Genomic DNA, 24717 nt, shown 5'->3' with positions numbered 1-24717 from the left:
ACGCCAGATCAAGGGTCGCCTACAGGCGGCCCTTTTTCTTTGTCACCTAGCGATCCGACTGTTTGAAAGTGGTCAAAGGGCCCATGACAATTTTCATCCGAACGCAGCGCCCGCATCGGATACAGTCAGGACTTGATAACCGACTTGGAAAATGGAGTGTGGCATGAACCGATTCACAGGTGGCTGCGTTTGCGGCAATGTGCGCTTTACTGTGTCGGGGAACCCGGACCGTGTTGGCATCTGCCATTGCCTGGATTGCCGCAAACACCACGGTGCTTTGTTTTACGCGGCCGCGATATACCCGATTGGCGTAGTTGAAGTCGAAGGTGAGACCAGTGATTACCTCGGGCGACACTTTTGCCCGCATTGCGGCTCATCTGTTTTTGCCCGCAGCGGTGATGAGATCGAACTGCATCTTGGCTCTCTGGATGCACCCAACCAGCTAAAGCCTGAATACGAATGCTGGAGCGTCCGTCGCGAGGATTGGCTACCCCCGTTTCCAGACATGAAACGCTTTGAACATGATCGGGGCGATGCTGACCGCCCCAACCGATAATCCTTTGCCCGGGAATTAGGATCACCCGTGTCATCGGGTGCTTGCGGCCAGCCCTGAAATAAGGAACAGTTCCGGCGTTCAGAGGGGGGAGCGTTGTGGATATCCGTGCCATAGCCATGGGGCTGGCCTTTGCCTTTATCTGGTCTTCTGCATTCACGTCGGCACGGATCATCGTGGTCGACGCCTCACCTCTGTTTTCCCTTGCCGTGCGATTTCTGATTTCCGGTATCCTGGGTGTCGCGATTGCAAGGGCGATGGGACAAAGCTGGCATATGACCCGTTCCCAATGGCGCGCGACAATACTGTTCGGAATTTGCCAGAATGCCCTTTATCTGGGTCTGAATTTCTACGCCATGCAGACGATCGAAGCCTCGGTTGCGGCGATCATTGCCTCGACAATGCCCTTGCTCGTCGCGCTGGCGAGCTGGTTGTTCTTCAAAGAACATCTGCGACCTCTTGGCGTGATCGGCCTGTTTGCCGGGTTTGCAGGTGTCGCTCTGATCATGAGCAGCCGGATCGGCGCCGGAATAGACATGTTTGGCGTCACCTTGTGCTGCATAGGTGCGTTGGCGCTGACCTTTGCAACCCTGGCCGTGCGCGGAGCCACATCCGGCGGGAACTTCATGATGGTCGTTGGACTGCAGATGTTTGTCGGCTCTGCCGTGCTGTTCGTGGCCGCCCCGTTTTTTGAGACAATTTTCGTACACCCAACCGTGCCGCTGGCACTGGCCTTCGTGTATACGACACTGTTTCCGGGTTTGGTCGCGACTCTGATCTGGTTCCTCCTGCTGAACCGGATTGGTGCCGTTCGCGCCGCAACCTTTCACTTTCTCAACCCCGTATTCGGAGTCACAATTGCCGCGATATTACTGGGTGAGAAACTGGGGCCACTGGATGCAGTCGGGGTGGCTGTGACGACTTTGGGCATTCTGGCGGTTCAGCTGTCCCGGCAACCGGCCGTCAAAACGGCCTGAATTGCGCACGACTGCGCGAGTGGTGTGAAACATGTCTTTGCTTTCCACGCCTGAACCCCATTTACTGCGACAGAACCTGAAAGACGGAGGAGCAATGACCCGATACACCAAAGACCCCGACGCCATCGCTGCCCTCTCGGCCGAGGAATATCACGTCACGCAACGCAGCGGCACCGAACGCCCCGGCACGGGTAAATATCTGAGTAACAAGGAACCGGGCATTTACGTTGACATCGTCTCGGGCGAGCCCCTGTTTGCCTCAAGCCACAAATACGAATCCGGTTGCGGCTGGCCAAGTTTTACCAAGCCGATCATCCACGAGCATGTGCAGGAGTTCGAGGATCGCACTTTGGGCATGATCCGGACTGAGGTACGGTCAAAACACGGCGACAGCCATCTGGGCCATGTGTTTCCGGACGGACCACGGGAACATGGTGGGCTGCGCTATTGCATAAATTCTGCCGCCCTTCGGTTCATTCACCGTGACGACATGGAAACCGAAGGATATGCAGAGTATCTGATCCACGTGGAGGACATCACATGAGCGAACAACGCGCGGTTCTCGCCGGAGGCTGCTTCTGGGGTATGCAGGACTTGATCCGCAAACTGCCGGGGGTTACCCGCACGCGTGTCGGCTATACCGGCGGCGACGTGCAAAACGCGACCTACCGCAACCACGGCACACACGCCGAAGGGATCGAGATCTGGTTTGACCCCGCGCAAACCTCTTATCGTGAGTTGCTGGAGTTCTTCTTTCAGATCCACGACCCGACGACGGTGAACCGTCAGGGCAACGATGTCGGAATGAGCTACCGGTCAGCCATCTATTTCGTCGATGACGCACAGAAACAAACGGCTTTGGACACGATTGCCGATGTGGATGCCAGCGGCTTGTGGCCGGGCAAGGTTGTGACGGAAATTGAACCGGTCGGTGATTTCTGGGAAGCCGAACCGGAACATCAGGATTATCTGGTGCGTATTCCAAACGGCTACACCTGCCATTTCCCACGTCAGGACTGGGTGCTGCCGAAGCGCACGGATGCGGCGGAATAATTCAGATCAGGCAATGCCCCTTCCCGGCGGGAGGGGCATTTAGCCGATAGCGACCCGAGGCCGTCCGCTTGCCTCGACGGTCAGGGTGCCCTCAACAAAAACGTCGCGCCCCTCGACGCTGACCGTGCGGATATCCCGATCCACCAGAACCCTGATATCCTCGGCGCCTGCATCTCGCGCAGCGCCTTCTGCTTCTGTGCGCAAAACAGTCTCTAACAAGGCTAATGCTTCGTCGGTCTCGCCAAAATCCTGCGGTCCGCTTTCCAGGTGAACTCTGTAGCGGCCTTCCGAGGGCGAGGTGACGGTTCCGGCGCGCTTGAACGTGACCCGACCAACAACAGCGCCGATCGCATTCGCTACGCCCGCATGTTCCGGCAGGATCATGTCACAATGCAGTCGTTCGCCCACTGCCGGGTAATAGCTGGGTGCCGAGGCCCCCAATCCAACCACGGCGACATTCAATCCCGCATCCAATGCCAATAAGCCGCGATGTCTGGCCAGCCCCCTGTGCGTCAGAACATGCCGCGCCAAGTCCTGTGGTGGTATGCCGAACTCCTCGTGTTCCTCTGCGAAAGCAGTCTCTAACAAGGTCAATGTGGTCTGTTCCGTTAGTTGATCGACGATCATCTGCGCCAGAACGTCTGGTGACTTTGCCAGCAGATCGCCTGACCCGACACGCTTGCGCGCAAAAAGCTCCAACGCCTTTCGCGCCGCGTCCCGGTCCCACTCATTCAAGCGGCCAAGCACATGACTTGCATCCGATGGCGTAACGCCCGAAATCTGAATGACGCCCCTATCCACGAGGCGCGTCAGCGCCCCGTGCTCCATTCGGGTACGCAGCAGCGCGCTCAGTGGTAGGACCTGATCGCCCAGACGCTGCAACAGGGCGTCCTCACGCTGGCCGACACCATCCGCGCGAATCCCCGGCACACGCCGCGCAAATCGCGTATCGTATTCGCCAACCGTCGTTGCCCGCAATTGCTCGTCCAATACAGCATGCACAACACCAGGTGCTTCCATCGCGATCAGTGAAACGGGCAGGACCCGGCGCGGACCCAGAAAAACACCGCCCGATAGGCCTTGGGTGACCACGTGTACCTGACTGTCCCCTCCCAGCCCGTGCGTGCGCATTGCCACCGCTTCGACCATGGTTCGAAACCCGCCAACCTGGGCCCCTGCCGGGTCGATTGCGGGTTTGCCATCCCTGATCAGCGCCACATCCGTAGTCGTGCCGCCAATATCGGACACCAGTGCATTTTCAGCGCCGGTTAACCATCGCGCCCCTACTATCGACGCGGCAGGACCGCTGAGAATGGTCTCAATCGGGCGTTCCCGTGCTTGCTCAGCACTCATCAGAGCGCCGTCGCCCCGCACGACCATCATGGGCGCATCAATTCCAAGGGTGCGTAATGTGTCCTGCGCGCGACCGATCAACCCATCAATCATACCGATCAGGCGGGCGTTCAATACTGCCGTAACCGCCCTTTTGGGACCGTTAAGCTTGGCCGACAGTTGGTGCGAACACGTCACCGGTGCGCCGGTACGTTCCATGATGATCTTAGCGGCTTGCAACTCCTGCGCCGGATTACGGGTCGCAAACTGGGCTGCGATAGCGAACCCCGAAATACCGTCGTGGGTATCCAGAAACTTCTCCAGCGCCGCGATATCAAGGGGGGCGACCTCCCCCCCGGCATGGTTGTGCCCGCCAGAGATCACCACAGCCGGGTCGCCCTTCAGAGCGTCTTTCAGCCCGTGCTTATCCAGATCGGCTTCGCGAAAGCCAATGTAGATCAGGGCAACGCGCCCGCCCTGACCTTCGACTAATGCGTTGGTGGCCAACGTCGTCGACAACGATGCCAGCGAAATCTGGTCGGGCCGAACCGAGGCCTCGGTCATCACTGCAGAAATCGCCTTGCCCACACCAATTGCCAGATCCGCCCGGGTGGTGAGGGACTTGGCCGAGGCGATAACCTCTTTCTCATCCCGGATCAGCACCGCATCCGTGTAGGTTCCGCCCGTATCAACACCCAAAGCCAAAGCCATCGGCGCCCTCCATCTGTTCGCTGAGAGAGAGGTGTAGCGACTGGGAACGGCGCGTCCAGTCTGTTTGCGGCATTATGACAATTGATTAACCGCCCATCGTGCCGCGTCTGAAACAGCGGGATCGGGATCATCGGTAAGCGTAGCGGCGACGGGCAACAACCGCGCACTGCCTGAATTGCCGATCGCATAAAGAACATTACGCACAAACCGGTCTCGTCCGATCCGTTTTATGGGCGAACCTGAGAACTTCGTTCGGAACGCTGCATCGTCCAGAACAGCCAGTTCCGCCAGATCAGGCTCCATCAGATCATCGCGCGCTGCATAGCGCATGTCACTGGCTTCAACCGCAAACTTGTTCCACGGGCATGCCGCCAGACAATCATCGCACCCGTATATTCGATTGCCCAGTTTCGCACGCAGTCCCTCATCCACCGGACCCTTGTGTTCAATGGTCAGATAAGAAATGCAGCGCCGCGCATCCAGTTGATACGGAGCTGGAAAAGCGTCAGTCGGGCAACTGTCCAGACAGGCCCGGCACGAGCCGCAGCGATCCATCTCAGCCGGATCGGCAGGTAGTTCCAAAGTGGTAAAAACAGAGCCTAAAAAGGCCCAATTCCCCCAATCCCGGCTAACCAGATTGGTGTGTTTGCCCTGCCACCCCAACCCCGCTGCCTGCCCCAGCGCTTTTTCTGGTACCGGAGCGGTGTCCACAAACACCTTAACTTCACCTCCGCCTTCTGCGATCAGCCAGCGGGCAAGCCGCTTGAGTCGCTTCTTGACCAGGTCATGATAATCCTTGTTCTGCGCATATACTGATATTGCCCCGGCCTCGGGGTCATTCAGAATCCGGGTCGGGTCGTGCTCCGGCGTATAGCTTTCTGCCAGCATGATCACGGATTGCGCCTCGGGCCACAGCGCCGACGGATCACCGCGCCAATGGGTGCGCTCGGACATCCAGGCCATCTGCCCGTGAAACCCGGCCTCCAGAAACGCGTCCAATCGCCCGGGCACCAGCGGCACATCCCACGGGCGGCAAATCCGACAGGATACAAACCCCTCGGACAAGGCCTGCGCCACTAACTTTTCCTTCAGTACCGATCCGTCCTTCATCTGGCAAAAAATACTCTCAGTGGTCCGGGGGCTGACGGCCTCCGGTTCCGCACCTGAATATCAGAAATCCAGATCGGCGTAATGGGTCGGCGGCCGGAAGCCCGGCACCTGATCCGCCAGAATTGATCGGAATGCCGGGCGCGACTTGATCTTGGCATACCAGTCCCTGACCACCTGAGACCGGTTCCAGTCCACATCCGAGATGTAGTCCAGCGCCGATAGATGCGCGGCAGCCGCAAAATCCGCAAGCGTCATCTGATCTCCGGCCAGCCAGCGGCGATGATCCAGCAGCCAGGCCATGTAATCCAGATGGTATTTGATGGCGCGCGCGCCTTCCTTCACGTTCTTGCTGTCCGGATACCCCGCGCCGGTCACCTTCTTGTTGACCCGCTCGTACAACAATTTCGATGTCACTTCGTGATGAAACTTGTCGTCAAACCAGCCGACCAGACGGCGGACCTCGTATCGCGCTTCGGGCGTTTTGGGCATCAATGGCGGTTCTGGGCGTGTTTCTTCGATATACTCACAGATTGCAGCGCTTTCCGACATGATCGTGCCATCCAGCCGAAGAACCGGAACCTTACCAGCCGGATTCCGCCGCAAAAAGTCAGGATCGCGTTCCCAATACCGCTCTTCGATCAGTTCAACTTCGATTTTCTTTTCCGCAAGTGACAGTCTGACCTTGCGGCAAAACGGGGACAGGGGAACGTGAAACAGACGCGCCATGGGCTTCCAATCGAACCAGTTAGTACCCCAAAGCAATAGCCTTGCATGGGTATGGGTTTCAATCCTCGAAACAATCCGCGCGACCATCTGCGCGGATGGTGGCCGCCCCATCCAGAATTTTCGCCGCCCGCCTGCGGGTTCTGACTGAGGGGTCTGTGACCGACCGGTTTCTTGGGGACGGCAGGATCGCCGCAATCCGGGCTGCCTGAGTGGGCGTCAGTGCATCCGCACCCACACCGAAGTTGCTTTGCGCGGCGGCCTCTACCCCAAATACCCCGGTCCCGGTTTCCGCGACATTCAGATAAACCTCCAGTATCCGCTGTTTGGTCCAAAACAGCTCCACAACCGGGGTCATCGATGTTTCCAGCGCCTTGCGGACCCAACTGCGCCCCTGCCAGAGAAACACATTCTTGACGACCTGCTGCGTAATCGTCGAGGCGCCGCGGCTACCGCCCCCTTCAATCGCTTCGCGGATCGCTTCGACGTCAAACCCCCAATGCAAACAGAAATTGGCATCCTCAGCTGCCACTGCCGCCCGTACCATGACGGGTGAGATTTCCTCGATCCGAACCCATTCGCGTTCAACCCGACCCAGCCGCCGCCACTCGGACCAGATCGTGTGAGTGACCGGAGGATTTATAAATGAATAGAGCAAAATCAAACCGACTACAGCGGCAGCCGTGATTACACCGGCCCGCACCAACCAGCGCCCGATCCTGCGAGGAAGCCGAAGCGTAGAATTCGTTTTTGCCTGTTTCCTTGTGGTGCCGCCTTTTTTGCGTGCTGCTTTCTTTGCCATGTTCCTGCTATACGAGGCCAATGCAGCCTAAGGAAAGGCCTATTTCGCGATCACCTGCCCCTCGCGCGATATGCAGCTTTATTTTCGGCACAGCTCCCGATCTTTCAATTTCGGCTTCGTTTCAGCAAACAGACCCGGTATTTTTGCGAGAAATTTCGCGCCCACCCACAAAAAAACCACGCGCCAGATGGACGCGTGGCTCAATCCTGAAAGACGGCTGTCTTATTCCGCCGGAACTGCGGTCGCTTCTAGGCTCAGAGGGTGCTCAAGCTTATCAAGCATCTCTTTCGGGCAGACCTGAAGGAAGTTGCCCTTTTCGCTTTCCCAGTGCTGAAGAATGTCAGCGGCCTTGCGGCTGTTTGTCTCGCTGGCGTGCTGTTCAACCAGCCCCTTTAGCTGGTCCTCCCAATGGCTTACCCCAACCGGGCACACCACCAGAGTTTCCATATTCATCAGCAGCTTGGCCTTGTTTTCCGGGTCATAGAGATAGGCCATTCCGCCTGTCATCCCGGCCCCGAAATTGGCGCCGATCTCTCCCAGAATAACGGCGGTGCCTCCGGTCATGTACTCACACCCGTTGGACCCGCAGCCTTCCACAACAACTGTCGCGCCCGAATTGCGAACGGCAAAACGTTCACCCGCGCGGCCTGCGGCGAACAGAAAGCCATCGGTTGCGCCATAAAGAACGGTATTGCCGATAATGGTGTTCTCGTCGGCTTTCAGCGGGCTGACCTGTGGCGGACGAACTACAATCATCCCACCCGACAGGCCCTTGCCGACATAGTCATTCGCGTCACCCGACACTTCCAGCTTGAGGCCCGGCGCCGCAAAAGCACCCAGCGACTGCCCGGCGGACCCCTGCAGCTTTACGTGCAGATGGTCGGACTGGAACGTGTTGCGCATCCCGAAGTTTTTGACGATGTGGCTGGAGGTCCGGGTGCCCACGGTCCTGTGCGTGTTCTGGATCGCATAGGATAGCTGCATCTTTTCACCGTCCTGAAGGAACCGGGCCGCATCGCGAACGATTTCGGCGTCCAGCGTATCCGGAACCGCGTTGCGGTCTCTGTCACGGTTGTAGACGATGTTGGCAGAACCATCGACCGTGATCAGCAGCGGGTTGAGGTCCAGATCGTCCAGATGCGCCGAGCCGCGGCTGACCTGTGCCAGCAGATCGGCCCGCCCGATGATTTCGTCAATCGACCGTGCTCCGATGGAGGCGAGGATTTCCCGCACCTCCTGCGCATAGAAGGTGATCAGGTTCACCACTTTGTCTGCATTGCCTGTGAACTTGGCGCGCAGGGATTCGTCCTGCGTACAGACGCCGACGGGGCAGGTGTTCGACTGGCACTGGCGCACCATGATGCAACCCATCGCGATCAGGGCTGCGGTGCCGATGCCGTATTCCTCGGCCCCCATCATCGCGGCCATGACGATGTCGCGCCCGGTCCGCAGGCCGCCATCGGTCCGCAGGGTTACGCGATCACGCAGGTTGTTCATTGCCAGAACCTGATGTGCCTCGGTCAGGCCCATTTCCCACGGCAGACCGGCGTACTTGATGCTGGTCGCCGGAGAGGCACCGGTACCACCATTATGGCCCGAGATCAGGATCACATCCGCCTTGGCCTTGGCGACACCGGCGGCAATCGTGCCAACGCCCGAGGACGCTACCAGTTTCACCGTCACCTTACAGCGCGGGTTGATCTGTTTCAGATCATAGATCAGCTGCGCCAGATCCTCGATCGAGTAGATATCGTGGTGCGGCGGTGGTGAGATCAGCGTCACGCCCTTGGTCGAATGGCGCAGGCGCGCGATCAGGTCGGTGACCTTCATGCCCGGAAGCTGGCCACCCTCACCGGGTTTTGCCCCCTGAGCGACCTTGATCTCCAGCTCTTCACACTGGTTCAGATACTCGGCGGTTACACCGAACCGGCCACTGGCCACCTGTTTGATCTTGGCCGACGGGTTGTCGCCGTTGGGTTCCGGCACGAAATGCGCCGGATCTTCGCCACCTTCACCCGAGTCGGATTTCGCACCGATCCGGTTCATCGCCACGTTCAGCGTCTTGTGCGCCTCAGGGCTCAACGCGCCCAGCGACATGCCCGGAGTGACGAACCGCTTGCGGATCGAGGTGATCGATTCCACCTCTTCCAGCGGGATCGCATTGCCCAGGGGTTTGAAGTCCATCAGGTCGCGCAGGTGGATCGGCGGGTTCGACTGCATCTTGGCCGAATACTGCTTCCACAACTCGAACGAGGCGCGGTTGCAGGCCATCTGCATCATGTGCATCGAGGTCGCTTCCCATGCGTGGGTCTCGCCCGACTTGCGTGCCTTGTAGAAACCGCCGATCGGCAGAACGTCCAGACCGCTGTCCCAGCCTTTGGCGTGGATTTCCTCGGCCTTGACGCGGATACCGTGAATACCGATGCCCGAGATTCGGCTGGTCATCCCCGGGAAATACTCGGCCACCATGGCGCGGCTAAGGCCAACGGCTTCGAAATTCAGTCCGCCGCGGTAGGACGAAACCACCGAAATACCCATCTTGGCCATGATCTTGAGCAAGCCCTGATCGATGGCTTCGCGGAAACGCGCCACATTCTCGGTCAGCGTGCCATCCAGCAGCCCGCGATCGATCCGGTCCGCCAGCGAGTCTTCGGCCAGATAGGCGTTCACCACGGTTGCACCACAGCCGATCAGCACTGCGAAATAGTGCGGGTCGATGCATTCGGCCGAACGCACGTTGAGCGAGCAGAAAGTGCGCAGACCTTTGCGGGTCAGGTGGCTGTGTACCGCGCTCGTGGCCAGAATCATCGGCATCGCGACCTTGCCCGGTCCCGAGTGCTGGTCCGACAGAACCAGATGGCCTGAACCCGAGCGCACGGCCTCTTCCGCTTCGGCTCTGATACGGGTCAAAGCGGCATCCAGCGCGCCTTCGCCCGGTTCAAAGGTGCAATCAATTTCGGCCAGTGGCGAATTGAAGTTCTCGACCAGCTTTTCCCACTGCGCGTTGCCCACGAAAGGGCTTTCCAGAACGATGATCTCGGTCTGGCTGCTATCTTCGTCCAGCACGTTCTTGAGGTTACCGAACCGCGTCTTCAGCGACATCACCCGGTATTCCCGCAGGCTGTCGATGGGCGGGTTGGTCACCTGGCTGAAGTTTTGGCGGAAGAAATGGCTGAGCGGGCGATACTGTTTCGACAGCACCGCAGATGGCGTGTCATCGCCCATGGATGCCAGCGCCTCTTTGCCATCTTCAGCCATTGGCGCCAGAATCTGTTCCAGTTCCTCAACCGAATATCCGGCAGCGATCTGGCGCTTGCGCAGCTCTTCCCCGGTGAACAGGGGTTGTTCGGTCACACCGGCCAATGTTGCGTCCAGATCATTGATCTTGCCCACCCAGTCGCCAAAAGGAAGCGCGGCGGCCAGCTTGTTTTTGATCTGGGTATCGCGGAAAAGTTTGCCCTTTTTCATGTCCACGGCCAGCATCTGGCCCGGACCCAGCGCGCCTTTTTCGGTCACGCTGGCCTCGTCAATCGGCACCATTCCGGCCTCGGACCCTGCGATGACCAGACCATCACCCGTCACCACATACCGCATCGGGCGCAGACCGTTGCGGTCCAGACCGGCACAGACCCAGCGGCCATCCGTCATGGCCAGCGCCGCGGGGCCGTCCCACGGCTCCATCACCGAGTTGCAGTAGGAATACATGTCACGCCATGCCTGCGGCAACTCGACCGCCTGCTTGGACCAGCTTTCCGGCACCAGCATGGTTTTTGCCATCGGGGCCGAGCGGCCAGCGCGCACCAGAACTTCAAAAACCGAGTCTAATGCGGCCGAATCCGACGATCCACCTGCGATGATCGGCTTGATATCTTCGGCATAATCACCAAAGGTACCGCTGGCCATGCGGATCTCATGGCTTTTCATCCAGTTGACGTTACCCTTCAACGTGTTGATCTCACCGTTATGGGCCAGCATGCGGAAAGGCTGCGCCAGCCACCATTGCGGGAAGGTGTTGGTGGAATAACGCTGATGATAAAGGGCAAAGGCGCTTTCGAACCTTTCATCCATCAGGTCGGGATAGAACACGGCCACCTGTTCGGCCAGCATCATGCCCTTGTAGATGATCGAACGGCAGGACAGCGATGCGATGTACAGTCCGTTGACACCAGCAGCCAGAGCCGCCTTTTCGATCCGGCGGCGGATCACATAAAGCTCACGCTCAAAGGTATCCTCGTCCACGCCCTTGGAATTCGAGATCAGAATTTGCTCGATTTCCGGCCGGGTCGCGTTTGCCTTTTCACCTAGGCAGGTGACATCCACCGGCACGTGCCGCCAGCCATAGATGTAATACCCCATGCGCAGGACTTCGGTCTCGACGATGGTCCGGCAGGTTTCCTGAGCACCAAAATCGGTACGCGGCAGAAACACCTGACCAACCGCAACCAGTTCATTCATGCGCGGTTCGTGGCCGGTGCGGCGGATCTGATCGTAAAAGAACGGGGCCGGAATCTGTACGTGAATGCCCGCGCCGTCGCCGGTTTTGCCATCGGCGTCGACGGCACCGCGGTGCCAGATCGCCTTCAGCGCGTCGATACCGGCCTCTACGACCTTGCGGCTTTTCTTGCCGTCAATGGAAACAACAAGGCCCACACCGCACGAAGAATGCTCTTCTTCCTCGGAATAGAGACCGTTTTCGGCCATCCACTTGCGCTTGGTTTCCTCGGCCCGGACCCAATCGGCGTCATATTTCGTCATTGATTGTCTCCTTCTTCCGATGGGGCATACATGGCCATGACCTCGGCTTCGGTCATCTGCCTGCGTTCACCTGCGAACGCGTAACCCTCGGGCTTTTTGTCGATGTAAAGTTCCAGTTTCAGCGGGTTGCCACCGGCGTTTTCAAACAGGCCGGCGGCTATCTGTGTTTGTCCGTGCATCTCACCGGGAAGGGTGATCCGGTACCAAAGGTTCGAGCCGCATTCCTCGCAGAATGCGCGTTCCGCCCAATCCGAAGATGTATAGGTTCGAACTGGCCCCAGCGCCGCATATCCGGGTTCGGCCGGGAAACTGACATAGGCTCCGCTGCTCCACCGGCGACACATGTCGCAATGGCACGCCCCCAGAGCTTCCCGCGCAGGGGTGGCGGTGACTGTAACTGCGCCACACATGCATTGGCCTTGCAATTCCTGCATCTCCGTCTCTCCTATTGCGTGCAGCCGTATTCGGACATCGTTGCCAGAAAACCGGGATCACCCTCGAAACGGATCGAACGCGGGGTATGATCAATCGGTAGCGGTTCCCGTCCCTCGGGTTTGTTTATCACTGCCCCTTCGATGAACAGATCCAGCTCTTCTGAAACCAGAATGTCGAATTCGAACTCCAGACGACTGCCTTCGACACCTTCCCGTTCGAAGGCGCGGTTTAATTTACCCTGCCGGAAGGTGTGGCCATCCAAAGTAACCTCTTCGCCGGTCAGTTCGAACGCACCCTCAAGCACAAATTCACGGTCCTTCACGACCCGCGAGGAAAACAGAAGGATTCCGCTTTCAGCATCCTTTTCTTCCGCAAGCAGATCCTTCAGCTTTAGCATCGCACCCGAATTCGGCTTGACGTCAAACCGGGTTTGTTCGTTTGCCTGATACAAGAACCCGCGAAGGCCCCAGTTGGCATCGTATTGATGCACCTGACTGGGTTTTCCCTTGTGAAAGGAAAGGACCTGTTTTCCTACACCGCAATCAAACAGAGTGGAAACCGTGCATCCGTTCTTGTGGACAGTCGCCAGAGGTTTGCAGCCCTCGGGAACCGGCACCAGTTCCTGGGCCATGACTGGTCCGCTCAGGGCCCAGACAAGTGCAGCGAGCGTTACGTGTCTGATCATCAACGCTGTCCTTCTGGCTGGCGGGCCGTTCACGTTGGCCCCGTTGGCGTAAAAAGATGAAGCCCGAATAGGGGCAAAAGGCGATTTATTCGGCTGCGATGGCGTTCTTGGCGTTCAATCGTTCGATAATCGCATCGGCACAGTCGCGCCCGTCCCGGATCGCCCAGACAACCAGCGATGCGCCGCGCACGATGTCGCCGACCGCATAAACGCCGTCCATCTCGGTTTCACCGGTTTGGAATGCCGCCTTGATCGTGCCCCAACGGGTCACCGGCAGATCGGGCTGACCGAACAGGGTCGGCAGGTCTTCGGGTTCAAAACCCAGTGCCTTGATGACCAGATCGGCCTCTTCGACATAATCCGCGCCTTCAATCACTTCCGGTGACTGGCGGCCAGTTGCGTCAGGCTGACCCAGACGCATTTTCTGTACCATCACACCGTTAACCTGATCGTCGCCGGTGAAACCTTTGGGTGCGCTCAGCCATTCGAAGATGACGCCCTCTTCTTCGGCATTCTGCACTTCGCGCTGTGAACCCGGCATGTTTGCCCGGTCGCGGCGATAAAGGCATTTCACAGAAGTGGCGCCCTGACGGATCGACGTGCGCACACAATCCATTGCGGTGTCACCGCCGCCGATGACAACGACGCGTTTGCCTTCGGCATTCAACTGGCCGCTGTCGAATTCATGAACCTCATCCCCAAAGCTTTTGCGGTTCGAGGCGGTCAGAAAGTCGATGGCTTTTTCGATACCGTTCAGGCCGCTGCCCGGCATTGCCAGATCTCGAGAATTGTAAACACCGGTGGCGATGATGACGGCATCGTGCTTATCGCGGATTTCCGCAAATTTTCCCGCATCCACATCGCAGTTCAATACGAATTCGACACCACCGTCCTGTAACAGCTGATTGCGGCGCAAGACGACGTCTTTTTCCAGTTTGAAGCCCGGAATGCCATAGGTGAGCAGCCCGCCCGCCCGGTCGTAGCGGTCATAAACCGTGACCTGAATACCGGCCTTGCGCAGCATGTCCGCTGCGGCCAGTCCACCCGGCCCCGCGCCGATGATGCCAACACTTTCACCACGCTCGGCAGTCGGAACAACTGGCTTGACCCAACCTTTTTCCCACGCGGTATCCGTGATGTATTTCTCGATCGTGCCGATGGTAACGGTCCCGTGCCCTGATTGTTCGATGACACAGTTGCCTTCGCACAAACGATCCTGCGGGCAAATCCGGCCGCAAATCTCGGGGAAGGTATTGGTCGCCTGGCTTGTCTGATAAGCCTCTTGCAGACGCCCTGTGGCGGTCAGGCGCAGCCAGTCGGGGATGTTGTTGTGCAGCGGGCAGTGAGACTGGCAATAGGGCACACCGCACTGGCTGCAACGGCTGGCCTGCTCGGTGGCTTTTTCGGCGGCGTATTCGGCATAGATCTCGTCGAAGTCTTCCTTGCGTACATGGGCGGCACGCTTTTCCGGCATGTCACGATCGATCTGCACAAATTTCAGCATCGGTTGCTTGGCCACGGGTCAGACTCCATGAATTGGCTTGGTCGAGCCTCCTTACGGGAAGGCAAAGGGGATTAAAAGTCAATTGTACTGACCTATTTTGAATTTTTCTGGACGGGGGAAGTCGGGTATTGGAAATTTATATGTTTTTTAGGTCCGATTCGGACCAATTTGTGTGCTTTTCTTTTCCTCAGGTCACTTATACCCATGGAAACCAACAACACATGACGGCAGCGCGGCAGGGCAGATGAGTCTCTTTCAACTGATTCTCGTGGCAGTAATTCAGGGTATCACCGAATTTCTGCCGGTTTCGTCCTCGGGCCATCTGATCCTGCTTCCCAGCCTGACAGGGCTGGATGATCAGGGTCAGATTATCGATGTTGCCGTCCATGTCGGTACGCTGGGTGCGGTTATCCTTTATTTCTGGTCCGATGTGAAACAAGCCCTGATCGGATTGCCCCGGGCGCTGAGCGGACGATTTGATACCACCCAGTCCCGACTTGCGATGGGTTTGATCATCGCCACCATCCCCACAGTCATCGCTGGTGCCATATTGCACTTTACCGGGCTGAGCGACGCCATGCGGTCCATCACGGTCATCGGCTGGACAATGCTGGTGTTCGGGCTTGTCCTTTATTGGGCGGATCAGAAAGGCCCGCAAACAAAACAGGCGGGTGATTGGGGGCCAAAAGACGCATTTATCATGGGGCTGTGGCAGATTCTGGCATTGATCCCCGGTACATCCCGCTCAGGCATAACGATCACCGGAGCCCGCCAACTGGGCTACAACCGCGAAGACGGCGCGCGGCTGGCGATGCTGATGTCCATTCCGACGATTCTGGCATCCGGCGTGTTGCTCGGGGCCGATGTTGCAGTCAACGCGGATACCGAAGTGGCTCGTGACGGCGCTGTCGCCGCCATGTTCTCGTTTATCTCGGCATTGCTGGCGCTCAGCCTGATGATGCGCCTGTTGCGAAGCGTCAGCTTTACGCCCTATGTGATCTACCGTGTGATCCTGGGCATTGTTCTGCTGGCAATTGCCTACAGCTGATCAGATCCGCAGGTTGCCAGCCGAATTCTGAATGTCGTCGTACTGACCTGCAGGACGGAATTTCCAAAGGTATTCCGGCAGAATGGATTCCATTGTCGCGGGTTCGATCCCCAGTTCTGCAAACCCAGCTGCGCCTTCAGACACAACATTGTCGTTGCGCAGATTTTTCAACTGATCCCGGGTCAGGATGTTATTCGGGAAAAGCTGAAAGCTGACGAACTTGGCGATATCCAGCACACTCGCCATGATCCGCGCCGCCCAGAAGGGAAGCCCGATGACAACCCGGCGGCGGTGGATCACCTCAAGCATCTGATTCATCAACGCCCGAAAGGATTTAACCTCGGGGCCGCCCAGTTCATAAATACCGGGTGCCGCGTCACCCTGAACACCCTTGACCGCCGCCCGGGCGACATCGTCCACGAAAACCGGTTGGAATTTCGTCTCCGCTCCGACTACAGGCAAAAACGGTCCAAAGCGCGTCATACCGGCAAAGCGATTGAAAAACTGATCCTCGGTTCCAAAAATGACCGACGGGCGCAGGATCACGGCATCGGGCATATAGTTCTGAACCGCTGCCTCACCCCCGGCTTTCGTGCGGGCATAGTCACTTGCCGCATCGCCGTCAGCGCCGATTGCCGAGATATGGACCATCCGCTTGATGCCCTGTTCGGACGCAAGTCTTGCGATCCTTTCGGCCCCGTCGGTCTGCACCTCATCAAACCCGTTCTTGCCAAGTTCGTTGAGGACGCCGACGCAATTGACCACCGCATCCGCTTCCTGCATCGCCAGCGCGACCGAAGCATCATCACGGATATTGCACAATACGGGTTCGACCTGGCCAACAACACCATATGTCTTCACGAACATCGCCTCATTGGGGCGCCGAACCGCAACCCGCACGCGCCACCCTTCGTTTGCCAACCGCCTTGCGATATAGCGGCCAACGAATCCCGATCCACCATAAATCGTGACCAGTTTGGACATGAGAAGGGCTCCTGCTTTCTGGGTCTCGGTACGATGTACCGTTCAAGCGAGGCCCGAACAAGGCGCAATAACGCCGCGCATCCATCAATCGCATGCATTTTCCGGCAGGATTCCATGGCCTTCCAGGGCAGGTCGCCGAGGTCATCGAAAAACTTTCAAAAAACATTCCGAATCTGGTTGACGCCCCCCGCCCATAGGCTTAAACGCCCCTCCACGACACCTGCCCAGGTGGCGGAATTGGTAGACGCGCTAGCTTCAGGTGCTAGTGTCCGTATGGACGTGGAGGTTCGAGTCCTCTCCTGGGCACCAAATCTTTCCCTAAGATACTGAAAAACAAACGGTTTCCTGCCGCCCTTTCTGCATCCCCCGTTTTTTCGTTGATACCCGGCCTGTTCAGGCCCCGTTGATACTTACCTTGCCGACATACGGCAGAAACCGGCAAAAAGGTCTGTGCCCGTCAGTTCTGCAACACCAGCCTTCTACTTATTTGGAAGAGGGTTTTGACTTTCTTCCTGGCGTCTTGGGGGCTGCTACCTTATCCAAAAGAAAGCCCCCGAGCCCTGCGTGGGCCGGTCCTCAAATTGAGGCTGTCTAGCGCTTTCACCTGCATCCAGCCGAAGCCAACGGGAAGCCCGGCTTGTTTCCCGCATAACGCAGAGGGGAGCAAGTGGGCATAGCATCTAGGTGCGGTGTTGATTTGGAGAATTTTTTAACAACTCTCAGGCGAAACCCCTACCCATTTGTTCGCGCAAATTGGCGCGTTCTTGACAAAATATAGGGCAATACTCACAATTTCACTTGATGCTATTAGGCGTCGTTAGGGGGGGACATGAATTTTATGAGTACAGTTTCTGCAGCCTAAATGATGGAATTGGACAGCTTGGATCGATTGGTCTTGGAGTTGGATCACAGGTCAGCGGCCATTTCACTTACGATCCAACCGCATTGCCAAGTTCAACCACTGCAACTGTCGGAGACTACCAGTCAGCCGTGACAAACCTGACCGCTTCGTTTGGGGGGGTAACCATGTCTTCTCCCGGAAACAATATTCAGACATATAATGATGCTGCTGGTACCGGGGACGGTTTCAATTTGGTTGTTAACACCTCAGCGACTGGCAATGGAGACGCGGGCACCGGACTTGGATACGATATTCTCGAATCTCAGGTTTTTCTCACTAGTTCAAATCTTTCCCTCTACAATTCCACAAGTTTGCCTAATAGTTTGACGCTATCTGATTTTGACAACAATGCGTTTTTTTACTTTGCTGGCCGAGCAGCGGGTAGCATCGTGCCAAGGGACCAATTTGTCGCGCAGCTGACATCATTGTCTCAAGTCGCCCCTGTACCACTTCCTGGTACGGTATTTTTGCTACTGGGCGCACTTGGAATTTTGGGTGTTGCTAGGCGAAAGAAAATGCAGAGGTACGATTACGTGCCTGCTTAGCGCTTCATGCACATCTTTGTTTCACGGCACAACCACAGAATACCGCGCAGCGCATTGCGAAATTAAATATCTTTGGGGTTTTGAAACGGGTACAGACGACGGCCGCAAGCTGGAGGAATAAGGGCGAAATGACTCGCCCTGTTAAGTCAAGCGCGGCCCGCCTTATACAACAACCTCGATAGGAACCTGACTGCCTACGCCAAAAACACGTTTATAGCGTTCGATTTCACCTTCCGGCCCCATTGCCTTTTCCGGGTTGTCAGACAGCTTTACCGTAGGCCGCCCATTGGCCGAGATGGCTTTGCAGACAAGGGAAAACGGTGCAAGACGGTCCTCAGGAACAAGCCCACGAAAATCATTTGTCAGAAGCGTTCCCCAACCAAAAGACACCTTGGTTCGATGTGCGAACTGGGTGTGAAGCTCTTTTATCTTGTCCACATCAAGCCCATCCGAGAAGATGACGCGCTTTTGTTTCGGGTCTTCACCGCGGGACTTCCACCAGTCTATGGCGATATCGGCACCAGTCGCCGGGTCGCCGCTATCCACACGGATGCCGGTCCAGCCAGCCAGCCAGTCCGGCGCGCGATCCAGAAAGCCTCGTGTGCCATAGGTGTCCGGCAGGATGATGCGCAGATTGCCGTCATGTTCCTCGTGCCAGTCGCTCAGCACGTCATACGGGGCCTGGGCGAGTTCCGCGTCGGTTTCGGCCAGTGCTGAATAGACCATGGGCAGCTCGTGCGCATTGGTGCCGATCGCCTCAACCTCGCGCCGCATGGCGATCAGGCAATTCGAGGTTCCGGTGAAAGACGTTCCCAATCCCTCGATCATCGCCTGTACACACCAGTCCTGCCACAGAAAGGAATGCCGCCGCCGGGTGCCGAAATCCGCGATGCCAAGTCCTTCAACCGAGCGGAGGTTTTCGATCTTTTCCCAGACGCGGGTCATGGCCCGGGCATAAAGCACCTGCAACTCGAACCGCCGCATTTCGTTCAGCACGGCCCGCGAGCGCAGTTCCATCAGGACCGCCAGCGCCGGGATTTCCCACAGCATGACCTCGTGCCATTTGCCCTCAAAGGTCAGTTCGTACTGATTGCCTTTGCGTTCAAGGTGATACGGCGGCAGGCGCAGGTTTTCGAACCACTCCATGAAATCAGGCCGAAACATCTGGCGCTTGCCGTAGAACGTATTGCCACGCAGCCACGTGCTTTCACCGCGGCTGAGGCTGAGCGAACGGATATGATCCAGTTGCTCGCGCAATTCGCCTTCATCGATCAATTCCGCCAATGGAATGTGATTCGAGCGGTTAATCAGTGAAAAAACCACGTCCGTTTGGGGTTTATTTCGAAACACTGACTGGCACATGAGGAGTTTGTAGAAATCCGTGTCGATTAAAGACCGGACAATAGGGTCGATCTTCCATTTGTGGTTGTAGACACGCGTCGCAATGTCGACCATGTGAAGCTCCTGCCATTTCCGTTGTTAGATCAATCGCGACGATGAATGGCAAGAGTGGCCGATTTGGTGACAATGCCGTTGTCACGACACAATACCGGCATAATGAGTTAAGATTTCACCTCTAGTTGAGGTGGTGGGATGGAATAGAATGTTGAGTTGGTGAATGGGTCTCAAGTACGACTTTGATATAGTAACGATTGCACCTGACGACACATACGAAGGCAATGAAGGCGCGGATATCGCAAAGGAAAACGTGCCTGCAAAAACAGCTGAAGGTGTGCCGACTGCATTGTTCCGCGATGTTAAGACCGCGGATGCGTTGCGTGCTGCGTCTCCGAATATCCGGCAGATTTTCCTTGATGCCGGTTTCAGGCTGAATACCTCTGACAGCGGGGTTCCTTGTGGGTTCTTTCCGGCGGATGACGCGCCTGAACGCATCCGGATCCTCCGCAGGCTGTTTGCAAATATCAGGAAAACGCAGTTGCGGGGTGAATATTGCGGTGAGTTCGACTTTTCAGAGCTGTTCCGCAATATCAAGGAAACAAGGCCGCTGACCGCTGCGTTGCCTGATTTGGCGACACCGCAACAGCTACCTGAAAAGGCTCAGCCGGAACGGCCTACCGTCGTCTGGAGGATCGGATTCGCCCTTGGATTGGCCGTGGTCCTATTTGTTCTGATCAAGTTCCTTGTGTCGGCAGGCATCCTGTGACCGCTGTTCAAGCCAGATGAACACCTGCGGTCTGCATTGCCTCTGTTGCCGCCGCAAGCGAACCGTTCAGATCAATCGCCCGGCACGCATCCATTTTTACGGTGACGTCAAACCCCAATCTAGCGGCGTCCACGGCCGAGAAGTGGACGCAGAAATCGGTGGCCAGCCCGACAAGCGTCAGTCGGTCTATTCCCCGCGTGCGCAGGTACCCCTCCAATCCGGTTGGCGTGGTCCGGTCATTTTCGAAAAATGCCGAATAGCTGTCGATGCCGCTGCGAAAGCCCTTGCGAATTATCAGGTCGCCATGGGTTCGCAGACCCGAATGCAGCGCCGCACCGGTTGATCCCTGAACGCAGTGGTCGGGCCACAGAACCTGGGGACCATAAGGCATCTGAACCTGATCGAACGGGTTTTTACCTGTATGAGAGCTGGCAAATGAAGAATGCCCCGCCGGGTGCCAGTCCTGCGTCAGAATCACGGTGTCGAACCCGTCCATCATGGCGTTGATCGTGTCGACAATCTCGTCTCCGCCGGGCACGGCCAGCGCACCGCCGGGGCAAAAATCGTTCTGAACGTCGATCACAAGCAGGGCGTGGGTCATGGCGGTCTCCTGTATCTTGCCTTATCGGTAGGGCGGACCGCCAACCGCGTCAATCGTGTCCCTTGCGACTCTGCCCGCCTGACGCTAGATCGCGCGCATGTATACTATTGCCGCTCTCTATCACTTCACTCGTTTCGAAGATCCCGCCGCGCTGAAACCTGCTCTGCTTGCTTTGTGCGCCGAGAATGCTGTCAAAGGCACCCTGCTGTTGGCGCATGAGGGGGTCAACGGCACGATTGCGGGACCGCGTACCGGGATTGATGCGGTACTTGCCCACATCCGCGCGTTGCCGGGCTGTGCGGATCTGGAATGGAAAGAAGCGACTTCGGATCATCCCCCTTTCGGCAAAATGAAAGTGCGGCTGAAAAAAGAGATCGTGACGATGGGCCAGCCAGATGTCGATCCACGCGCCAGCGTGGGGCATTATGTCGAGCCGCAGGACTGGAACGAACTTATCCGTTCGGATGATGTTGTGGTCATCGACACGCGCAACGATTACGAGGTTGCGATCGGCACGTTCGAGGATGCAATAGACCCTAAAACAGAGAGTTTTCGGGAATTCCCCGCCTGGTGGGAGGAAAACAAGGACCGCTTTCACAACAAGCGCGTTGCCATGTTCTGCACAGGCGGAATCCGCTGCGAGAAATCCACCAACTTCCTGCTGGGTCAGGGGGTCGAGGATGTCTATCACCTCAAAGGCGGTATTCTGAGATACCTCGAAGAGATGCCCGCCGAGGAAAGCACTTGGCAAGGCGAGTGTTTTGTTTTCGACAACCGGGTTTCGGTCGGCCACGGATTGGTCGAAGGCCCGCATGAGCTGTGTCATGGCTGCCGTCGCCCGATCCTGCCCGAAGACAAATTGAAACCGGAATACGAGCATGGCGTCTCGTGCCATCTGTGCGTTCACGAAACCTCGGAGCAGGACAAAATGCGCTTCCGTGAGCGTCAAAAGCAGATCGGCCTTTCGCGCGCCCGTGGCGAAGAGCATCTGGGCAGTCAATAAGCGCGTCTCCATAAGGGGTTGCGGCACGGGCGTCAGCATTGGATGATCGGGGCCAGCCGCAGCTTTTGGGAACGAACATGCCACAGGATCCGACAACGCTCGAAGAATGGAAGTCGACCTTGCTGGCCGCACTCGGCCTCGTTCTGGTCAGTTTTCTGGCCTACTACGCGCTGTCCCACCTAAGTGAGGCCGCTGCGGGTGATACCGTTGGCGCCATTGCTACGATCGGGCTGACGATCTGGCTGTTTTCACAGACCTGGTATTACATGACACAGGTCAGGTCGCCGAAGCGACAACTGCTGCTGATGGGAATATCCTTTATTCAGGTCGTCCCGTTTCTGTTTGCGGCAGTCTACGGATCATACGGTTACTCCGATATCTGCGTCGTAGGGGCCAAAGGTCCGATGGATGTTCTGTACTTTTCGTACGTGACCTTCACCACCGTGGGATTTGGTGATTTGCGGCCATTGGGCCTGTGTCGTGCCCTTGCGGTTGCCGAGGCGATCACAGGGTACATTCTGCTTGGCCTGTTTGTGGCTGCGGCCGTTGGGCTTTACGGTCGCACGCACCGCCAATCCTGACGGCAGTCGCGCGTTATTTGTTGCGGTCGATCCATTCGGACATCAGGTGCTTGTCGCGAAAACACTCTGACGGAACCGGGCGGCGTTTGATGCGCGCGATGCGTTCGGCAAAGGCAACTTGCCTGCCGGTTGGGTAGTTGGCAAAGGGCGATGTGTCCTGCGGCTTGTGGGCCGATATCCAGCTGGACAAAGCTCTGCGATCCCGCTGCGCTTCAACCGGGATTTCAAGCGCCGATTTCTCGGCTATCGCGCGGGCATAGCGCATCTGCTTTTCGGTCACGGGAAGCAAGTGGTAATCATTGCTGGGACCGTTCAAGGCCGATCTGTTTAAGGAGTGGGTCATCATATGTTTCTCCGCTCGTTGAGAACATATGTAGAACATTTGAGTAAAATTTTCAAGAGAACCACTGGTGTTCATGGCGGATTATCGCTGCCAATACAGTTTTATTGACTAGTCAATCAATAATCGATACGCACAAATTGACGGTACAAAACCGGCCGGATGCGGCCGTATTCAAGGAAAAGGAACCGGCATGAAGTTTCAGCCCAGCGGAAGCCATTTCATCGACGGAGAATATGTCGAAGAAACCGGCGGTCAGCCGATTGACGTGATCTTTCCCGCAACCGGAGAGGTCATCGCGCGCCTGCATTCCGCGACACCGAAGATTGTTGAACAGGCTCTAACAAGTGCGAAAACAGCTCAGGCCGAATGGGCGGCGATGTCGGGAACGGAACGTGGTCGCATCCTGCGACGGGCTGCCGACATCATGCGCGTACGCAATCGCGAACTGTCGATCATTGAAACACACGACACCGGAAAGCCGCTTCAGGAAACGCTGGTGGCGGACGCAACAAGCGGGGCCGATGCGCTGGAATATTTCGGCGGACTGACTGCATCGCTGACAGGAGAACACATTCCGCTGGGCGGCGGTGATTTTGTTTACACCATTCGCGAGGCGCTGGGAGTTTGCGTCGGGATCGGGGCGTGGAACTATCCGACCCAGATTGCCTGCTGGAAAGGCGCCCCGGCGCTGGCCTGCGGCAATACGATGGTGTTCAAGCCGTCTGAAACCACACCCCTCTCCGCGTTGCAGGTGGCCGAGATCCTGATTGAGGCTGGCGCGCCCAAGGGCGTCTACAACGTGGTTCAGGGCTATGGCGATGTCGGTGCCTCGCTGGTGACCGATCCACGTGTGGCCAAGGTTTCACTGACAGGGTCGGTGCCCACAGGCCGCAAGGTCTATGCCGCCGCCGCAGATGGCATGAAGCACGTCACCATGGAACTGGGCGGCAAATCCCCGATGATCGTCTTTGACGATGCCGATATCGAAAACGCCGTGTCGGGCGCGATATTGGGCAATTTCTATTCCTCGGGGCAGGTCTGTTCGAACGGGACCCGCGTGTTTGTGCAGAAAGGCATCAAAGAGGCGTTTCTGAAACGCTTGTCCGAACGTCTGGCAACCGCAAAAATCGGCGATCCTCTGGACGAAGAGGTCAATTTCGGCCCGATGGTCAGCGAAAACCAGATGAATATCGCGCTGGGCTATGTCGAAAAGGGCAGGGCCGAAGGCGCACGGCTGGTCTATGGCGGCGAACGGATCGAAGGCGACGGGTTCTACATGCAGCCAACTGTTTTTGCCGATGTAACCGATGACATGACCATCGCCCGCGAAGAAATCTTTGGCCCTGTCATGTCGGTTCTGGATTTCGATACCGAAGAAGAAGTCATCGCCCGCGCCAATGACACTGAATTCGGACTGGCCGCCGGGGTGTTCACCAATGACCTGACCCGCGCTCACCGCATCGTGGCCGGGTTCGAGGCGGGCACCTGCTATATCAACACCTACAACCTTGCCCCGGTCGAGGCGCCGTTCGGCGGCTCGAAAATGTCTGGCGTCGGGCGCGAAAACTCGAAGCTGGCGATCAACCACTTCAGCGAGATGAAGACGGTCTATGTCTCAATGAACGACGTCGAAGCGCCTTACTAAGTGAAATGCGCGCTGGCCGGATGAAAGTCAATTCCGGCCAGTTGCGATCCATTCCCGACATTTCACGTCGGGAACAGAGCATAAGCTGACCCCAACCTGTGGCTGAATTTCCTGCAACGGGCGGTAACCGGACCGCGCCCAGATTTTCAGGAGTGAAGCCCAATGAAGACCCATGCACAGGCCGTTGTTATCGGAGGTGGTCTTGTCGGTTGTTCGATTCTCTACCATCTTGCCAAGCTTGGCTGGACCGACGTTGTTCTGC

At 57.3% G+C, this 24717-nt stretch carries 23 protein-coding genes and 1 tRNA gene; 12 read left to right on the top strand and 12 right to left on the bottom strand.

What is annotated here, in order from left to right; all coding sequences use genetic code 11:
- Positions 1-163 precede the first annotated feature (163 nt).
- From ACR0D6_RS17870 to msrA, 4 genes are all read left to right on the top strand, one after another.
- Positions 164-556: a GFA family protein gene (locus ACR0D6_RS17870; protein ID WP_480766509.1), complete on the top strand. Its 393-nt coding sequence runs from the start codon at positions 164-166 to the stop codon at positions 554-556.
- 95 nt (positions 557-651) lie between these two features.
- Positions 652-1530 (top strand): DMT family transporter, encoded by an 879-nt coding sequence (locus ACR0D6_RS17865; protein WP_480766508.1) that lies wholly within the window; start codon positions 652-654, stop codon positions 1528-1530.
- A gap of 94 nt (positions 1531-1624) precedes the next feature.
- Positions 1625-2074 (top strand): peptide-methionine (R)-S-oxide reductase MsrB, encoded by a 450-nt coding sequence (gene msrB, locus ACR0D6_RS17860; protein ID WP_170654974.1) that lies wholly within the window; start codon positions 1625-1627, stop codon positions 2072-2074.
- The gene (gene msrA / locus ACR0D6_RS17855; protein WP_480766507.1) at positions 2071-2583 is read left to right on the top strand and encodes a peptide-methionine (S)-S-oxide reductase MsrA; all 513 of its coding nucleotides are present in this window, start codon (positions 2071-2073) and stop codon (positions 2581-2583) included. The genes msrB and msrA overlap by 4 nt, the downstream gene beginning before the upstream one ends.
- A gap of 39 nt (positions 2584-2622) precedes the next feature.
- On the opposite strand, the gene ACR0D6_RS17850 is transcribed toward msrA, so the two are convergent.
- From ACR0D6_RS17850 to ACR0D6_RS17815, 8 genes are all read right to left on the bottom strand, one after another.
- Complete coding sequence (locus ACR0D6_RS17850; protein WP_480766506.1) at positions 2623-4626, bottom strand: hydantoinase/oxoprolinase family protein; 2004 nt, start codon at positions 4624-4626, stop codon at positions 2623-2625.
- Between the two features lie 72 nt (positions 4627-4698).
- Positions 4699-5736, bottom strand: coding sequence for a tRNA epoxyqueuosine(34) reductase QueG (gene queG, locus ACR0D6_RS17845; protein ID WP_480766505.1), 1038 nt, complete (start codon positions 5734-5736; stop codon positions 4699-4701).
- Between the two features lie 60 nt (positions 5737-5796).
- The gene (fzlA, locus tag ACR0D6_RS17840; protein ID WP_170654964.1) at positions 5797-6462 is read right to left on the bottom strand and encodes an FtsZ-binding protein FzlA; all 666 of its coding nucleotides are present in this window, start codon (positions 6460-6462) and stop codon (positions 5797-5799) included.
- A 58-nt stretch (positions 6463-6520) separates the two neighbouring features.
- Entirely contained in the window at positions 6521-7261 is a 741-nt protein-coding gene (gene mtgA, locus ACR0D6_RS17835; protein ID WP_480766504.1) for a monofunctional biosynthetic peptidoglycan transglycosylase, read from the bottom strand.
- 222 nt (positions 7262-7483) lie between these two features.
- A complete protein-coding gene (gltB, locus tag ACR0D6_RS17830) occupies positions 7484-12016 on the bottom strand; it encodes a glutamate synthase large subunit (RefSeq protein ID WP_480766503.1) in 4533 nt (1510 codons plus the stop codon).
- Positions 12013-12450 carry a GFA family protein gene (locus tag ACR0D6_RS17825; RefSeq protein ID WP_170654955.1) on the bottom strand — a complete coding sequence of 146 codons (438 nt, stop codon included), beginning with the start codon at positions 12448-12450 and terminating at the stop codon, positions 12013-12015. The genes gltB and ACR0D6_RS17825 overlap by 4 nt, the downstream gene beginning before the upstream one ends.
- Before the next feature lie 11 nt (positions 12451-12461).
- A complete protein-coding gene (locus ACR0D6_RS17820; protein ID WP_480766502.1) occupies positions 12462-13136 on the bottom strand; it encodes a hypothetical protein in 675 nt (224 codons plus the stop codon).
- 85 nt (positions 13137-13221) lie between these two features.
- The gene (locus ACR0D6_RS17815; protein WP_480766501.1) at positions 13222-14655 is read right to left on the bottom strand and encodes an NAD(P)-dependent oxidoreductase; all 1434 of its coding nucleotides are present in this window, start codon (positions 14653-14655) and stop codon (positions 13222-13224) included.
- 229 nt (positions 14656-14884) lie between these two features.
- Between ACR0D6_RS17815 and ACR0D6_RS17810 the strand changes: the two genes are divergently transcribed.
- Positions 14885-15688 (top strand): undecaprenyl-diphosphate phosphatase, encoded by an 804-nt coding sequence (locus tag ACR0D6_RS17810; RefSeq protein ID WP_480766500.1) that lies wholly within the window; start codon positions 14885-14887, stop codon positions 15686-15688.
- Here the strand turns inward: ACR0D6_RS17810 and ACR0D6_RS17805 are convergent, their stop codons facing one another.
- On the bottom strand, positions 15689-16672 hold the full coding sequence (locus ACR0D6_RS17805) for a complex I NDUFA9 subunit family protein (protein WP_480766499.1): 984 nt from the start codon (positions 16670-16672) through the stop codon (positions 15689-15691).
- Between the two features lie 222 nt (positions 16673-16894).
- Between ACR0D6_RS17805 and ACR0D6_RS17800 the strand changes: the two genes are divergently transcribed.
- Together ACR0D6_RS17800 and ACR0D6_RS17795 are read left to right on the top strand one after the other, a co-directional pair.
- Positions 16895-16981, top strand: a tRNA-Leu gene (locus ACR0D6_RS17800).
- A gap of 492 nt (positions 16982-17473) precedes the next feature.
- Positions 17474-18118 carry a PEP-CTERM sorting domain-containing protein gene (locus tag ACR0D6_RS17795; protein ID WP_480766498.1) on the top strand — a complete coding sequence of 215 codons (645 nt, stop codon included), beginning with the start codon at positions 17474-17476 and terminating at the stop codon, positions 18116-18118.
- A 162-nt stretch (positions 18119-18280) separates the two neighbouring features.
- On the opposite strand, the gene pncB is transcribed toward ACR0D6_RS17795, so the two are convergent.
- The gene (gene pncB, locus ACR0D6_RS17790) at positions 18281-19573 is read right to left on the bottom strand and encodes a nicotinate phosphoribosyltransferase (protein ID WP_480766497.1); all 1293 of its coding nucleotides are present in this window, start codon (positions 19571-19573) and stop codon (positions 18281-18283) included.
- 163 nt (positions 19574-19736) lie between these two features.
- On the opposite strand from pncB, the gene ACR0D6_RS17785 reads away from it, so the two are divergent.
- A complete protein-coding gene (locus ACR0D6_RS17785; protein WP_480766496.1) occupies positions 19737-20282 on the top strand; it encodes a hypothetical protein in 546 nt (181 codons plus the stop codon).
- Positions 20283-20289: 7 nt separating this feature from the next.
- Here the strand turns inward: ACR0D6_RS17785 and pncA are convergent, their stop codons facing one another.
- The gene (gene pncA / locus ACR0D6_RS17780; protein WP_480766495.1) at positions 20290-20883 is read right to left on the bottom strand and encodes a bifunctional nicotinamidase/pyrazinamidase; all 594 of its coding nucleotides are present in this window, start codon (positions 20881-20883) and stop codon (positions 20290-20292) included.
- A 97-nt stretch (positions 20884-20980) separates the two neighbouring features.
- Between pncA and trhO the strand changes: the two genes are divergently transcribed.
- Positions 20981-21886 carry an oxygen-dependent tRNA uridine(34) hydroxylase TrhO gene (gene trhO, locus ACR0D6_RS17775; RefSeq protein ID WP_170654928.1) on the top strand — a complete coding sequence of 302 codons (906 nt, stop codon included), beginning with the start codon at positions 20981-20983 and terminating at the stop codon, positions 21884-21886.
- Positions 21887-21963: 77 nt separating this feature from the next.
- The gene (locus ACR0D6_RS17770) at positions 21964-22467 is read left to right on the top strand and encodes a potassium channel family protein (protein ID WP_170654925.1); all 504 of its coding nucleotides are present in this window, start codon (positions 21964-21966) and stop codon (positions 22465-22467) included.
- Positions 22468-22480: 13 nt separating this feature from the next.
- Here the strand turns inward: ACR0D6_RS17770 and ACR0D6_RS17765 are convergent, their stop codons facing one another.
- Positions 22481-22810, bottom strand: a complete 330-nt coding sequence (locus ACR0D6_RS17765) for a hypothetical protein (RefSeq protein ID WP_170654922.1) — start codon at positions 22808-22810, stop codon at positions 22481-22483.
- Positions 22811-23000: 190 nt separating this feature from the next.
- Here ACR0D6_RS17765 and betB point away from each other — a divergent pair, with 190 nt between their 5' ends.
- On the top strand, positions 23001-24455 hold the full coding sequence (gene betB / locus ACR0D6_RS17760) for a betaine-aldehyde dehydrogenase (protein WP_480766494.1): 1455 nt from the start codon (positions 23001-23003) through the stop codon (positions 24453-24455).
- Positions 24456-24617: 162 nt separating this feature from the next.
- A partial coding sequence (locus ACR0D6_RS17755) for an FAD-dependent oxidoreductase (protein ID WP_480766631.1) occupies positions 24618-24717 on the top strand: 100 nt, incomplete at its 3' end.

The sequence above is a fragment of the Ruegeria sp. BJ6 genome (genome assembly GCF_056537885.1).
Note: the sequence above shows the minus strand (reverse complement) of the source record. Positions and strands in the feature narration are given on the sequence as shown.